Genomic DNA, 13,546 nt, shown 5'->3' on the forward strand with positions numbered 1-13,546 from the left:
GATGGAAGTCGATTTTAAAATAGCCCCAGAGAAACGGATCCGGAAGAAGCCCTCCTACGTCAAGCCGTGGATGGGTTTGAAGTACCTCTTCAAGAAGCCGGTCACGATAAAGATACCCTACGAGAAGACAGAGGTGGCAAAAAGGTACCGCGGTGTCCACACGCTCGACTGGAAGAAGTGCGTCGGCTGCAACTTCTGCGGTCAGATATGCCCGGCGAGGGCCATAGAGATGACCTGGATCGAGAAGGACGGCAAGATGGAGAAGAGACCCCACCCGAAGATAGACTACGGGAGGTGCACCTTCTGCCAGTTCTGCGTTGACGTGTGCCCCACCGGAGCCCTCGGCTTCATCGAGACCTTCGTTATAACCACCACGGGGAACGAGGAAGAGCTCCAGCTCTACGACTGGGTGCCCATCCATCCGGACGAGTTCAGGAAGTATCAGGACGAGTACGGCGACTACCTCTTCCCTGTTGAGAAGATAGAGTTCGATAAGGAGAGCCGGGAGGTAACCTACCACCTCAGGGACGGCTCGATCTTCAAGTTCAAGATACTGGGCTACGGCATAAGGCCGCCGAAGAGACCAACTCCGAAGAGGCCAACTCCGGCCAAACCCGCGGCAAAGGAGGAAAAGAAAGCCTCCAAGCCAGCGGATGGAAAGGCTCCGGCAGAGGAAGAGAAGAAGTGATCCCTCCTTTCCTTTTCTTCATGGTGCGCCTTTTGACGCGTTTGAAAAGGGTCTCTACCCGGGCCTTGGGCTTTTTCAGGCTTTACTTGGAACCTTCCACATCCCCGGGAGCAGGGTATTGACACCCATCAAACCTCAGATGCTCCTCTGGTTAGGAGCCCGAACCGAATTGCCAGAACACCGTACCTGTTTTCCTTCCGCTTATTCCGGTGGCTCTTCCTCAAAATGGCGGGGATTTGAGGATAATCACTATAAGTTGAAAACCCATCACGGGATGTCTCAAAAACCCAAACGTTTTTATAAAACCGTTCGGAAGTTTGAGACATGACACTTACGAAGGCCGAGCTCAATGTGCTTTTAGAGATTGAGGAACCCATAACGTTAAGGGGGTTATCTGAGAAGCTCGACCTCTCAAAGAGTACGCTCTCATCGACCCTTCACTCCCTTGAGAGAAAGGGCCTCGTCGAGCTCGAAGGGAAGAAGCCGATAACAGTTAAGCCTGCGGAGAACAATGTAATTGAGCTCCTGAGAAGGATTATCATGGAGTATCCTCACGTAAACGCCGCACCCATCCTCACAGGGAACCGCCTCAAAGTTCTCGCAGCCCTTGAAGTTGAAAACCCCCAGCCCCTCTGGCTCATCCAGTTAAGGACGGGAGTGAGCAGGGCGACGCTCCACAGGATTCTCAACGGGCTTATGGAAGCTCTCATCGTGGGAAAGAGAGACAGAGGCTACTTCCTGAGTGAGCGATTTGCTCCCTTCAAAGCCTTCGCTGACGAGTACTTTTACCTTCAGAACTCGATTAAAGCGAAGGAGTTTGACCCCGGCGCCTCACCTGTTTGGAGTGGTGTGGAGGAGCTGATACTCGCGACCGGGAACTTCAAGGGGGAGAGTGTTGGCGGCTTTCAGCTCACCGGACTCGCCCGCTTCTCCGACTTTGGCCTTCCACTCATCTCGTCAGGGATTTACCATTATTACTGGCCTTCGAGAGGATTGAGCATTGAGGAGGTCGCTGTGCACACCTTGACGGTCGGAAGGGATGCAAGGGAGCTGCTTTACACCATCGTTCTCCTTAAGGGTAAAGATTTTGATGAACGCAAACTCAGGAGGCTCTCCGCCAAGTTTGGTGTTTCCTCCACCGTAGAGGAACTGCTCGAATATCTTAAGGGTATGGATAAACCGTATCCCTTCCCGTCAAGGGAGGAAGTCGAGGAGCTCTGCAGGCAATATTTTGGGGGGTGTAAGAATGATAACAAGGGACAGACTGATCCGTGAGTTTGCCCTGCTTGATGAGAAGGCTTGGCTCATGGGTTCAGAGGAGATCCGTGTTTACCTCATCGGAGGCGGGAACCTCGCTTTGAGAGGCATAAAACCGGCAACTGCGGATGTTGACGTAATAGTTGAGGATTACAGGAGTTTGAAAGCCCTTGATTCCATCCTTACAGATCCATCTCCAGAGCTGAGGACGAGCGGTGGAATCGTGGTTTACCTGAAGGTCTTTGGACATGAGTATGAGGAAAAACTTGGCGCTGATTCGGTTTATCAAAAGATTGACCCAGAAACGGGCAACTTTAACCTTGACGTTTTCGTAAAGCGCGTCATGAGAGGTATCCAACTGACCGAGGGGATAAAAAGTCGGTCCCTTGTGTCCGAGGAGTTTCAGGAGCTGAAACGGTTAAGGGTTTATCTCGTTTCCCTTGAGGACATCTTTTTGTTCAAGGGCGTTACATCGCCTGGCCGTTCAAAGGACGTTGATGATATCCTGCGGATCCTCGAAGCCGGGGTTGACTTTAATGTGATCCTCGACGAGATCAAAGCTCAGAGGAGGGTAATCGAATCTGAAAGATCTGGACGCCTTGCGGCTGTTTTCCTTGAAAAGATGGAAGGTGTTCGGGAAATTCTAAGGGGAAGGGGTCTGAGGAGTCTTGGGCTGGATAATTTCATTGATTCTCTTGAGGAATTGTTATCCGGATAATTGCCCCCGGCAAATTTAATAACCCTGAAGTTAGTATTTCTCTTAGGGGTTGAAAATTCATCGCAAGGGTGAATAAGGATGGAGCTCGAGAGGAGAATTGAAAATATTCTAAAGGAGCTCACTCCGGAGACGAAACCGGAAGAGGCAATAAGGATTTTCAGGGACCTTTTTAAGGAAGCATGGGGGTTCGCATACGCGGACGAAACCATAAACCTCCAGCAGATTGAGGATTCAACGGTCGGGGAACTCACCCGGCTGCTCAAGGTCATAGGGAGGAGCAAGCCCCCGGCAGGGGAGAGCTTCCACGTCTTCTATGCTAAAAGCCCGAAGAAGGGCGGGGACACCGTAAGGTACAGGCAGAGGCTGGTAAGGTATCTAATCAACATCACCGATTCGATCGATCTGGAGTTTGCAAACTTCCTCGTTATCGTTGATTACTTCGGATACTGGAAGCTCCTCGTCCCGGTGTACAGAAAGGAAGTCGAAAGAACCAGAATCAACGTATATACCATCGACCCTGCTGCAGGGAAATTCCGGACGCTGGTCAAGAACATGGCGGAAGTTGGGAGGGCCATCCGGGAAAAGAAAAGACTCACGGCGAGCGATATAAAGGAGATAATCGATGAGCACATGCAGGTCAGGCCCCTGACGGAAGAGTTCTTCCGGGACTACAGGAGGTACTACTACAGGCTCAAGGATGAGATAAAGAGGCTTTACGGAAAAGAACTGGAGGAAGCCTATAGGGGTGATCTCAAAAAGGAGATCTTCGTCGAGAGGGCAACCAAAACCTTTGCCCACACCTTCCTAAACAGGTTGATGTTCGTTTACTTCCTCCAGAAAAAGGGGTGGATCGTTGAAAAAGGGACCCTCAGAAGGGATCTCAGGGAGAGGGTGGACGTTAAGAACTTCGTGAGATGGCTTTACGAAAACTACAGGGAGCACGGCGGGGAGTTCTACAGGGACTACCTCAGGGTTCTCTTTCTCCACGCTATGAACGGGCCCAGAGGAGTTACGCCCGCAGGGACAACGAGGAGATAAAAAGGGTCCCGTCTGAGGACGTCAGGGACGTCTTCTTCTACGGCGTTCCCTACTTCAACGGCGGCCTTTTTGCCCGTGTTAAGCTCGAGAACGTTGATCTGGACGGTATAATCTCCTCCCTTCCGGAGGATCTCGTGAAAGAGATTGTCTTCGAGTTCTTTGAGGCCTACAACTTCACTGTAACAGAGGAGACGCCCTACGAGGTTGAGGTTGCCGTTGACCCGGCGATGCTCGGTAAGATCTACGAATCGCTCATAGCCGAGGAGGAGAAGGCCCTTGAGGAGGAAGAGAGGAGGGTCTCCGGGATCTTCTACACGCCGAGGGCCGAAGTGGACTTCATGTGCAGGATGGCGGTTTACGAGTACCTCCGGAGAAACCTCGAGGTGGACGATAGGCTCCTCAGGGAGTTCGTCTTTAAGCCGCTTCACGAGTGGGAGCCGAGAGCTTTACCCCGGGAGCTTGTTACGGCCCTTGAAGACGTTAAGATAGTTGACCCGGCAGCCGGAAGCGGGGCCTTTCTCGTCGGGATGTACCACCTTTTAACGGAGCTCTACGAGAAGGCCAACCTTTCGGTTGACTACGACAGGAAGCTCGAGATAATCAGGGAGAACATCTACGGGGTTGACGTGAAGGAGTGGGCCATAAGGGTTGCGAAGCTGAGGCTCTGGCTGGCGCTCATCGAGGATGAGGAGAGGATCCCCAACGAACCGATTCTGCCGAACCTCGAGACGAAGCTGAAGGTCGGCGACTCCCTCGCACCGCCCCACTTTATCCTCAAGATTGACAGCCGGAAGAAGGTGGTCGAGATTCCGCTGGCCAGATTCAGGGAGAGCCTCAAGCTCCTCTGGGCGAAGGGGGGTATGGGTGAGGCCATGGTGGCCTACAGGGAGCTCGTGAGAAAGTACTACATGGGTGAGAGAATAGACGGCAGACCCGTTACCTTCGAGGACATCGAGAGGGCCAGATGGGGCGTTCTTCAGGAGTTCCTTGAGGGGGCACTCGAGGAACTCAAAGCCCGGGAAAGGAAGGATATTAACCTGCTCCTCGAGGCCGTCAGGAACGAAAACCTCTCGGCCCTTGAGAAGCCTCCCTTCATCTGGGAGCTGGACTTTCCGGACGTGATGCTCGAGAAGAGGGGCTTTGACATCGTTATAGCGAACCCTCCCTACGTAAGGCAGGAGAGGATATACCCTGAACAGTACGATCTGGCGGAGTTCGGGATGCTCGGCAAAAGGGAGCAGGAAAAACTTAGAAAGGATTACAAGAATAAGATAATCAGTCACATGGAGACCCTGATAAGGGAGAAGTTCGGGCACGAGATGAAGCTTCCGAAGAGGAGCGACCTCTATGTGTACTTCTTCATACAGGGCGTCAACCTTCTGAATCCAAAGGGTTCGCTGATTTTCATCACCTCCAACTCGTGGCTGGACGTTGACTTCGGAAAGGCCCTGCAGGAGTTCTTCCTCAGGTTCACCCATCTGAGGGCGGTTATTGACTACACGAGGAGGAGCTTCGAGCAGGCGGACGTTAACACCGTCATCACGGTTCTGACGAGGAAACCAAAGGGGCTCTTCAACACCGTTGGGACGGAGTGCGTGAACTTCGTCCTTCTGAAGAGGGACTTCGGGGAGCTTGGACTTAATGTTATCGACAGACTGCTCGAGTGCTACGCGGGAAAGGTCGATGGAGTTGAGGTCTTCGGGGGGAAGGTTTACAGTTACGAGGACGACGAGCTGAGGGTGAGGAGCGTTAGGGCCGTGGAGTTAGCGAAGATGGGAGGCCTGAGCATCGGGAAGATGAACCAGATCCTGAGGGCCTACAACGTCTCGGGCGAGTACGAGGGGATGAAGTGGGGTGGAATACTCATCAGGGCTCCGGGGATATTCTACGTGATCCTCCGGAAGGGAAAGGGAAAACTGGTGAGGCTCGGAGATATCGCCGAGGTCAGATTCGGCATAAAAACGGGAGCGAACGAGTTCTTCTACCTTGAGCCGATTAAGAACCCTGTGGAGTGGCCGGTCTGTCAGGTTTGCGGAAGGGTTCATAAACCGGACGAGGGGTTAATTGCCGTGAGGAACAAGGCTGGATGGGAGGGCTACATCGAGGAGGAGTTCTTGAGGCCTGTCATAGTAAGTCCCCGTGAAATCAAAAAAGCTTTGGTTGATGTTTACGGATTAAAGATGAGGGCATTAATCTGTAACGAACCTTTAGATTCGTTAAAGGATAAACTAAAGGTTCATGTTCTGAATTACATTAGATGGGGGGAACACATGGGTTATCCCGAGCGAAGAACTCTTAAGAGTAGAAAACCTTGGTACAAATTAGTCCCACATGATACTCCAGATGTTTTATGGCCAATGATACACAACGATCGGCTAATTGTTGGGATGTTACGAAACAAAGATATTGTAGTTGATCATAATCTCTTTGAAATAAAAGCCAATAAAAACGAATCGCCTCTTGTTCTTTTTGTGTCTTTGTTTTCGACTTATCAGGCACTCATTAGAGAACTTCTCGGGCGTTCAAATCTCGGAGAGGGGGCATTAAAAACTGAGGGCATTGACATTAAAAAACTCATTGTCTTCAAAAAAGAAGCTTTAGCTGGATCTATGGATCAGTTAAACCAGATTGTCAGAAAATTAGGGGATTATAAAATCAAATCCATCTTCGAAGAACTCGGCCTGCCGAAGCCCAACCGCGACCTGAGCAACATCAACCCCGATGATGTGTCCCTCGATAGGATCATGCCGGACAGAAGGGAGCTCGACAGGGTCGTCTTCGAGGCCCTCGGGTTAACGGAGGAGGAGCAGCTGGAGGTTTACAGGGCCGTTGTCGAACTCGTGAAGGCGAGGCTGGTGAAGGCGAGGACGTTCAAGAAGAAAAAGCGGAAATGATGCCGGACCACTCCCAAGATTGGATGCGGCCGATAGATTAGATGGAGGGCCTCCAGAAGGCTTAGAGTTCCCTAATAACCTCCTCAATACACTCGATTACGGTATTTCTCTGAGTTCTTAAAATATATTTTAAGGTCCCATTGTTGGAATCTTCAAGTAACCGCTCTATTGATTCGTACTTTTTCAAAGATTTAACAGCCTGTTCTTTCTTGGAGAAATCCACAGGCTCCTCTATGCGTCCCTGTTTGATCTTCGTATTGTTGCTAAGGTCGTAGTCGGCGGCGTTTCTGAGTCCCCTTAAATACATAATGGAGTTGTGCGCCTGTCTCAGCTTGAGGTCCTTGACCCTATGTTTTAATTTTTCTAAAAACAGCGCCACGGCCTTATGCGATCTCGGTCCGTCAAGTTCATTCAAAAAATCTTCAAGGCTTCCTCTGGAACGGGTATTCGTGGGATAACTGTTTAGCTCGACTTTTAGAACTTTTCTGAGTTGCAAAAAGGCAGAATAGTAATATCTTCCAACAATGGTCCTATTAACGGCATCGGATGGGGGGAGCTCTGGATCATTACGCGTTTCCGATGGGGTTTTATCAGACAGACGCAGCAGGTAGTCTCCAACATGCTTAAACCCCTTTGGATCAAAGCCGGGCATGTTCCCCCACCGTCATTCAAAAAACGAGTATACCAGTATCCTGTTCGATATATCGGGATCAGCAGTGAGGATTTTGTATTCTAACTCCTCTGAGAGGTCGACGACGTTTTCGGCGTCAGCAGAAAATCTGACGATGAGAATCACGTGGGGGCTGAAGCCTTCTTCCGGAGCGCCTCCGGTAATTTTCACATATTTGATCTCAGGCATCTTCAAAAACTTGGGAAGAAGGTTAGTTAAGTACTGATAGGTATTCAGGTATTGATTAATGTGTCTCCGGTCCGATACAAGTAATTCAATAAGAGCTTCGTCATCGATTTTAAGTTTTCCCGAATACTTCTTCTCCAGTTCTTTTAATCTGAATAGGGGCATTAGTATCTTTAAGAGCCGTTTAAGTTCTTCATTAATTCTGGCATAACTTTCCGTAGAGGCATCCTCCAAAAGAACAACATCACGATCTTTTTCAAAGAATAACCACTGGTCTGCCACCTTAGCTGACATCGCCATCTTTGAGCACCTCGTTTAATATTTCCCGAAACTTCTTCAGGTCGTTTTTTGTTATTATGAAATTCACAGTATTCGGTTTTTTGGATCGCATGTGCTCAATTTTCAGGAGGTAATACTCCAAAGGCTCATCGATGTTTAGTGTCGCTCTATACAGGTTGATCCCGTCAACGACTGGAATTGAATATTCCCTTTTAAGTTTGGCCTTTGTTCTCATATCCGGAACGTTAAATTTTTCAAACACTTTTTTTTCAAATTCATTTTCGGGCTGTTTTTCATTAAATATGAGTTCGCCCAGCGTTCCAAGTATCCTCTTTGTAGCGAGATTAACGTACTTTTTCTCCTGATCTGGGGGTATTCCTAACTCCCTCAGGTATGGGCGTATCTCGCCAGTTGAAACCGAAAGCCCGACCTCCCCCTCACCACTCACGATAGCCTTTAAATTCGTAAGTGACAGGATCTTTTCTATAACCCCGCTTACCTTGGATTCGTCAGTGGGAGTTTCCTCGTATTCAACAAGTTTTTGGAGAAGTTTAATGAGGTCACTGTCTGCCATAGAACTCACACCCACACACTTTTACATAACTACTCTTAAAAACATTTCGACAATTCCAGATAACGAATCCACTGTACACCAAACCCTTAAATAAATGAAGCTCCACTATTAGATGGTGTTCACTTTGTTCAGCACGCGTAACGGCATATTAAGCGTCGAGGTGCTTTGAGCGAAGGACGATCCGGATGGAGGGAGTAAGAAATTTTATTAGAGTCCTATCAAATGTAATGATGGAAGGTGATTCTTATGTCCGCGATCGGCCTTCTCAATAAATACGGTCTCGTTGATAACCAGAGGGTAAAGCTCCTCGATGTTCTAAGGGAAGTTTTAACGTCCGGAAACTACAGGAAGGTAGACGTTGCGGTCGGCTTTCTCTTCGTGAGCGGATTGAAGGAGATTCAGGGAGAGCTTGATGAATTTTTCTCACGGGGAGGGAAGATGAGGATAATGATCGGAAACCAGACGAACAGGGAAACCTACGAACAGCTCAGCATGGCTTACCACTCCCTCGAAACTTTAAGGAAGCTCAAGGAACGGAACCGGTGGGCCGAAACCACTCCGGGGGAGCAGGTTGAGGATCTGGAGAAAAACGTCAACTTCATGGAGCAGAACCGGGAAAACGAGGAGTTTTTGGATAGGCTTATCGGATGGCTGGAAAGCGGGAGCATTGAGATCCGGGTTTACACGAAGGAGTTCATGCACGCCAAGGCCTACCTCTTTTATCCGGAAAGTGAGTCCATCTCCCCGGTCGGCCTCGTCGGTTCGAGCAACTTCAGCCTCGCCGGACTTTACGGGAACACCGAGCTGAACGCCGGGCTTTTCTCGGTTCATTTTGAGAGTCTGAGGGAATGGTACGAGGCGCTGTGGGAGGAGGCCGAACCCTTCAGTCCCCTTCTCATAGACGTTATCAAAAGGGGCTGGCCCGGTCAGAAGCCGGGGAACTTCCCCTCCCCCTACGAGGTTTTCATAAGGGGTCTTTACGAGCTCTACAGGGAGGTTGTGGACAGGGATTCCGGCTTCCTCGTGAGGAACCTTCACGACGTTCTTTACGACTTTCAGATGGACGCCGTCAGGAGGGGCATATCCATTGTAAATAAGTACGGTGGAGTTCTGATAAGCGATGTCGTCGGGCTGGGGAAGAGCTACATTGGTCTCGCCATTCTGGAACACTTCTCCCTGCTGGATCTGCTCAACGGAAGGTCGAAGGGAGTGGCCGTAATCGCTCCCCCCGAGCTCGTTGGCTACTGGCGGGAACTCCTCGGGACATATAACGTTGAGGGAAGGGTTTTCTCCGCCGGGTTGCTTCCGAGAAAAGAAACTTCCGGAGAAAAGTACGGGGAGATGGAGAATTACATAAGGAATCAGGCAAACACCGTTCTGGTAGATGAATCCCATCACTACGCAAACCCCTCGACCAAGTCCTACAAAAACCTTCAGGAGCTCCTGATCGGAAAGAGGGTGATCTTACTTACGGCGACCCCATACAGGAGGCAGTACCGTGACATCATAAATCAGATCCGCCTTTTCAGGCCCGAGAGGAGGCATCCCTTCCCGATAACACCCCAGACGTGGGATGACCTCATCAGGGCGATTGAAAAGGGGAACGTGGATCCTTCCTACGTCCTCAGGGAGATCATGGTGAGGAGAACCAGACACGACATCTTAAGGCTCTACGGAGGAAAGGAGGGCTGCATTAAGGCGGGGAAGAAAAGGCTCTGCTTCCCAGACAGGAAGCTGAAGAGCATTGAGTACGGAATATCCGAGGTCTATCCGCTGGAGAAGGTCCCTCCGGAGCTTCTGGACGAGATCTCAAGGGGTTCGAACATCGAGCCGGTTGACATCTACACCCTCTTTCTTGCCGGCATAAACTCCATGAAGTACGCGAGGTTCGCGCTCTATGACTACGTAAAACCGCAGTTCAGGGATAAGTCCCCTTACGTAGACCTTTCCGTCGGGAGAAACCTGAGAGGGCTGGAAAGGATCCTTTACCTCAAAAGGCTGGAGAGTTCGTGGTACTCGATGTATCAGACTCTCAGGAGGGACATCATCAAAACCGAGAACTTCCTGAGATTCGTAAAGCACGGGTTCATTCCTGCGGGGGATGAGTTTGATGAGGTCCTGCTCGGCGGTCTAAATAAAGAACCGCACGTTCTGGACGATGGGGAAATAATGGATTTCATTGAAAAATACAGGAAAACAAAAGAGCCGGAATACAAGAAGGGCGCTTTTAACTTAAATAGACTTATCTCGGATCTGGAACACGATCTGAGGAAATTGAAAGCCATGGAAGAAGTATTAAGACCCCTTAAGGAGGGCCTTGAAGAGAATCCGGAGAAGGACCCAAAGCTGTCAAAGCTGGCCTCGTTGATAGATGAGCTGATGCAACCGCGGAGGAAGATACTCATCTTCAGTGAATTCGAGGAGACCGTCCGGTGGATCTACAAAGGACTGGAAAGGCTCGGCTACACCCGGAATTACAGGATAGAAATGGTGAGCTCCAGTACGAAGGGAATAGCGGATAAAGTCAGACGCTTTGCACCCCGGTCGAACAACTACGAGACCGAGGATGAGATCGACGTACTGATATCCACGGACGTCCTCAGTGAGGGACTCAACCTGCAGGACGCGAACGTAGTCATAAACTACGACCTGCACTGGACGCCGATAAAGCTCATCCAGAGAATAGGCAGAGTTGACAGGATCGGAACCGGGCATGATGAGATACTCGTTTACAATTTCTTCCCGGAAAAAGGACTGGAGGAGAACCTTGGCCTCCTTGAAAAGGTCAGGAGAAGGATAACCGAGTTCAACAACGCGCTGGGTGCCGATGGCAAAATCCTTGAGGAGAGCGAGGAATGGAACCCTTCAGCCCTCGAAGCGATATATGGGGGAAACATTGAAGAACTTGAGAAGGGTGTCGAAACCCTTACGGTAACCACCCTTGCGGAGAAGCTCGTGAGGGAGTTCAGGGAGGGACACAAAAACCGGTTTGAGGAGATAATAAAGAGACACTCCATGAGAAGCGTGGTTAGGTATCCGGGCTCCGACTATTATGCATTTTTCGTTTGCAGCGATGGAATAATGGCCCAGAACTTCATATACCGGAAGAAGGGGGATAAATGGATATCCGAAAACATGCCACTTGAGAAACTTCTGGACCTCACGGGATTAACGGAGAAATCCCGGCCATTCAATGGATTCAAGGATATGGGAATATACTATGAAGCTGCGGAGAGGGCATTGGACGAGTTCAGGGAGCTCCGCACTATAAAAACAAGTACGTTAACCTTCAAGAAACGCCGCAGGAATCCCGAGAAAATTAAACGAATCCTGAAAAAACTCAAAGCCGCAAAACTCAAAGCGAAGACGGATTCCGATAGGTACTACCTAAGCCAGCTCCTTGATCTTGTTAGATGGGGGTATGCAAACCATGAGCTCTTCGCCAGGGCGCTCAGAGAGATCAATCCCAGCATGGCATCGGACAGGGTGGTCAGGGCCTGTGAGGCATTGATAGTAAAATATCAGATCTCATCATGGAAACAGCAGGTAGAAGCCCGGAGAAGGGAACTGGGCGAGAAAGGCATTAAGCCCCATATCGTATCCGGCATCCTATTCGTTCCCACCCTGCCGGATTACCCCGAAGCCGGCGCGGGAACCAAACCCTGAACCGGGACGCCGGTATTCAGGAGGAGTATGCTGAAGGAGTTCGCCCATCCCGGAGGGTACTTCCTCGACGTTTACCTCATAAGCGATTCAATCCGGGACGGCTTAGAGGGAAAAGCCCGGGAGCTGGAGGACGGGATTATGGTAAAGCTCCGGGTGGCAGGATTAAAGCCCGGCTCAGGGTGAGGATCCCGTAAGCACCCAGAGCCCCACGGCTATGAGGAGCATCCCGGCCATAACGGAGAGCTCCCTCCCGTGCCGCACCATCATCCGGGAGAAGTTCTTGCTCTCCACGAGGCTCCCCATGACGAGGAGTATGACGAACAGGGGAAGGACGAAGATCAGGTTGTAGAGGCCGAGGAGGAGAAGGGCGAGCCTCCTTCCGGCTCCGGAGATCAGTATGGCGTAGACGAGGTAGCTTCCGGCGGAGCAGGGAAGAAGGGTCGTCGAGACCGTAATCCCGAGGGTGAGGGCCCCGATGATGGTTGCGTCACGGCCGAACAGCATCCGCCGGATCCTCCCCTTATCGCCTATGCGGGATCTCTCAACGAGACCTGTTACCACCGTGTAGACACCAAAGGCTATGGCCACAATCCCGGCGACCCAGACGGGGATGAGGCCGGCGAAGTAGAGGAGGCCGACCCCGAGGAGGTAGTAGGAAACGTAAACCGCGCCGATGAAGGTTGTCCCTATGAGGTAGAGCCTCTTCTTCGATACCTCCCTGACGGAGATCGCTATGAGGAGCATCGTGTAGACGACGAAGGTGCAGGGGTTTATGGAGTCGCTCATCGCGAGGGCGAGGAACTCCGGCAGAAAGTTCACCATGCCGAGGAGGTAAAGTGCGAGCGTGCTTATCCCGAAAGAGGCGAGCAGAATGACAACCAGTCCCTTTACCTCACCCTTCATGTGCACTTCTTCCCGGGGACTCTTTTTGTGGATTTCGAAAACGGAAAGTTGAAAACGAAACGTTAACGCCTTTTCCTGAGAAAGACCGGAAGAAGGGCGAGTGCCACCATCGTACCCGGCCCGCAGGTGCCACCGTTGCCGGGGGTTTTTGTCCCATCCTCCCCGGGCAGCCTGTGCTCGACGTATATCTCCTGAAGCTTCCGGGTTACCGTTTCGTTCTTTATTATGTAAGCCTTGCCCCCCACGAAGAGCAGCAGGCCGTTGTTCTCAAGGGCCGTCCTTACGATATCGGGTGTGGCCGAGACGTTGTATTCTCCCTCGACTATCGCCACGAGTTTCCCGTCGTAGGCTATCCCTATGGCCGGAACCCCGGCTATTCCCGTGTAGTTGTACTGGGCCGAGAAGAGCCGTTCGTTTTCATCGTTGTTGAGCAGTTCGTAGTAGGTCAGGCTGTTCTCGCCGTAGATTTCGGGTATCTCCTCCTTCATGCGCTTACAGTGGGGACAGGTCGCCATGCCGTACATGTAAAAGTGAATCCTGTTTGGATCGACCCCGGCTTCAGCGAGGGCGTAGGAAACCGTCGAGAGCATCAGCAGGGCCGTGAACAACAGAGCCATCCTCTTCATCTTCTCACCTGAGACCCTTCTCGCCGGGGGTTATAAGCTTTAACCGC

Annotated in this window: 12 protein-coding genes; 7 read left to right on the forward strand and 5 right to left on the reverse strand. The window is 50.9% G+C overall.

Translation table 11 applies throughout. From position 1 onward, the window contains the following. Position 1 precedes the first annotated feature (1 nt). The 5 genes from nuoI (at position 2) to A3L12_RS05755 (ending at position 6,595) form a co-directional block, all read left to right on the forward strand. Positions 2 to 688: an NADH-quinone oxidoreductase subunit NuoI gene (nuoI, locus tag A3L12_RS05740; protein ID WP_088882731.1), complete on the forward strand. Its 687-nt coding sequence runs from the start codon at positions 2 to 4 to the stop codon at positions 686 to 688. Between the two features lie 324 nt (positions 689 to 1,012). Further along, the gene (locus A3L12_RS05745) at positions 1,013 to 1,963 is read left to right on the forward strand and encodes a MarR family transcriptional regulator (protein WP_088882732.1); all 951 of its coding nucleotides are present in this window, start codon (positions 1,013 to 1,015) and stop codon (positions 1,961 to 1,963) included. Further along, positions 1,935 to 2,663, forward strand: a complete 729-nt coding sequence (locus A3L12_RS05750) for a hypothetical protein (RefSeq protein WP_088882733.1) — start codon at positions 1,935 to 1,937, stop codon at positions 2,661 to 2,663. Before A3L12_RS05745 ends, A3L12_RS05750 begins: the two co-directional genes overlap by 29 nt. 78 nt (positions 2,664 to 2,741) lie before the next feature. Next, positions 2,742 to 3,701, forward strand: a complete 960-nt coding sequence (locus tag A3L12_RS08415; protein ID WP_232462874.1) for a hypothetical protein — start codon at positions 2,742 to 2,744, stop codon at positions 3,699 to 3,701. Between the two features lie 347 nt (positions 3,702 to 4,048). Then, positions 4,049 to 6,595: an Eco57I restriction-modification methylase domain-containing protein gene (locus tag A3L12_RS05755; protein WP_232462917.1), complete on the forward strand. Its 2,547-nt coding sequence runs from the start codon at positions 4,049 to 4,051 to the stop codon at positions 6,593 to 6,595. 61 nt (positions 6,596 to 6,656) lie between these two features. Here the strand turns inward: A3L12_RS05755 and A3L12_RS05760 are convergent, their stop codons facing one another. The 3 genes from A3L12_RS05760 to A3L12_RS05770 are packed head-to-tail and all read right to left on the reverse strand — an operon-like array spanning position 6,657 to position 8,304. After that, entirely contained in the window at positions 6,657 to 7,247 is a 591-nt protein-coding gene (locus tag A3L12_RS05760; protein WP_088882734.1) for a hypothetical protein, read from the reverse strand. A 12-nt stretch (positions 7,248 to 7,259) separates the two neighbouring features. Then, positions 7,260 to 7,751, reverse strand: coding sequence for a hypothetical protein (locus tag A3L12_RS05765; RefSeq protein ID WP_088882735.1), 492 nt, complete (start codon positions 7,749 to 7,751; stop codon positions 7,260 to 7,262). Beyond that, entirely contained in the window at positions 7,735 to 8,304 is a 570-nt protein-coding gene (locus A3L12_RS05770) for a hypothetical protein (RefSeq protein WP_088882736.1), read from the reverse strand. The genes A3L12_RS05765 and A3L12_RS05770 overlap by 17 nt, the downstream gene beginning before the upstream one ends. A 246-nt stretch (positions 8,305 to 8,550) precedes the next feature. On the opposite strand from A3L12_RS05770, the gene A3L12_RS05775 reads away from it, so the two are divergent. Next, positions 8,551 to 11,970 (forward strand): helicase-related protein, encoded by a 3,420-nt coding sequence (locus A3L12_RS05775; protein ID WP_232462875.1) that lies wholly within the window; start codon positions 8,551 to 8,553, stop codon positions 11,968 to 11,970. A gap of 27 nt (positions 11,971 to 11,997) precedes the next feature. Beyond that, positions 11,998 to 12,153, forward strand: a complete 156-nt coding sequence (locus A3L12_RS08310; RefSeq protein ID WP_157726707.1) for a hypothetical protein — start codon at positions 11,998 to 12,000, stop codon at positions 12,151 to 12,153. Here the strand turns inward: A3L12_RS08310 and A3L12_RS05780 are convergent. Beyond that, complete coding sequence (locus A3L12_RS05780) at positions 12,145 to 12,873, reverse strand: cytochrome C biogenesis protein CcdA (protein WP_088882737.1); 729 nt, start codon at positions 12,871 to 12,873, stop codon at positions 12,145 to 12,147. The genes A3L12_RS08310 and A3L12_RS05780 overlap by 9 nt on opposite strands. A gap of 62 nt (positions 12,874 to 12,935) precedes the next feature. After that, positions 12,936 to 13,499: a CGP-CTERM sorting domain-containing protein gene (locus A3L12_RS05785; RefSeq protein WP_088882738.1), complete on the reverse strand. Its 564-nt coding sequence runs from the start codon at positions 13,497 to 13,499 to the stop codon at positions 12,936 to 12,938. Positions 13,500 to 13,546: the final 47 nt, after the last annotated feature.

Source organism: Thermococcus sp. P6, assembly GCF_002214525.1.
Lineage (GTDB): Archaea > Methanobacteriota_B > Thermococci > Thermococcales > Thermococcaceae > Thermococcus.

What these genes read in the sequence shown, in the direction of transcription:
- nuoI (WP_088882731.1), top strand. Translation starts at nt 2, where the DNA reads ATGGAAGTCGATTTTAAAATAGCCCCAGAGAAACGGATCCGGAAGAAG.
- A3L12_RS05745 (WP_088882732.1), top strand. Translation starts at nt 1,013, where the DNA reads ATGACACTTACGAAGGCCGAGCTCAATGTGCTTTTAGAGATTGAGGAA.
- A3L12_RS05750 (WP_088882733.1), top strand. Translation starts at nt 1,935, where the DNA reads ATGATAACAAGGGACAGACTGATCCGTGAGTTTGCCCTGCTTGATGAG.
- A3L12_RS08415 (WP_232462874.1), top strand. Translation starts at nt 2,742, where the DNA reads ATGGAGCTCGAGAGGAGAATTGAAAATATTCTAAAGGAGCTCACTCCG.
- A3L12_RS05755 (WP_232462917.1), top strand. Translation starts at nt 4,049, where the DNA reads ATGGCGGTTTACGAGTACCTCCGGAGAAACCTCGAGGTGGACGATAGG.
- A3L12_RS05760 (WP_088882734.1), bottom strand. Translation starts at nt 7,247, where the DNA reads ATGCCCGGCTTTGATCCAAAGGGGTTTAAGCATGTTGGAGACTACCTG.
- A3L12_RS05765 (WP_088882735.1), bottom strand. Translation starts at nt 7,751, where the DNA reads ATGGCGATGTCAGCTAAGGTGGCAGACCAGTGGTTATTCTTTGAAAAA.
- A3L12_RS05770 (WP_088882736.1), bottom strand. Translation starts at nt 8,304, where the DNA reads ATGGCAGACAGTGACCTCATTAAACTTCTCCAAAAACTTGTTGAATAC.
- A3L12_RS05775 (WP_232462875.1), top strand. Translation starts at nt 8,551, where the DNA reads ATGTCCGCGATCGGCCTTCTCAATAAATACGGTCTCGTTGATAACCAG.
- A3L12_RS08310 (WP_157726707.1), top strand. Translation starts at nt 11,998, where the DNA reads ATGCTGAAGGAGTTCGCCCATCCCGGAGGGTACTTCCTCGACGTTTAC.
- A3L12_RS05780 (WP_088882737.1), bottom strand. Translation starts at nt 12,873, where the DNA reads ATGAAGGGTGAGGTAAAGGGACTGGTTGTCATTCTGCTCGCCTCTTTC.
- A3L12_RS05785 (WP_088882738.1), bottom strand. Translation starts at nt 13,499, where the DNA reads ATGAAGAGGATGGCTCTGTTGTTCACGGCCCTGCTGATGCTCTCGACG.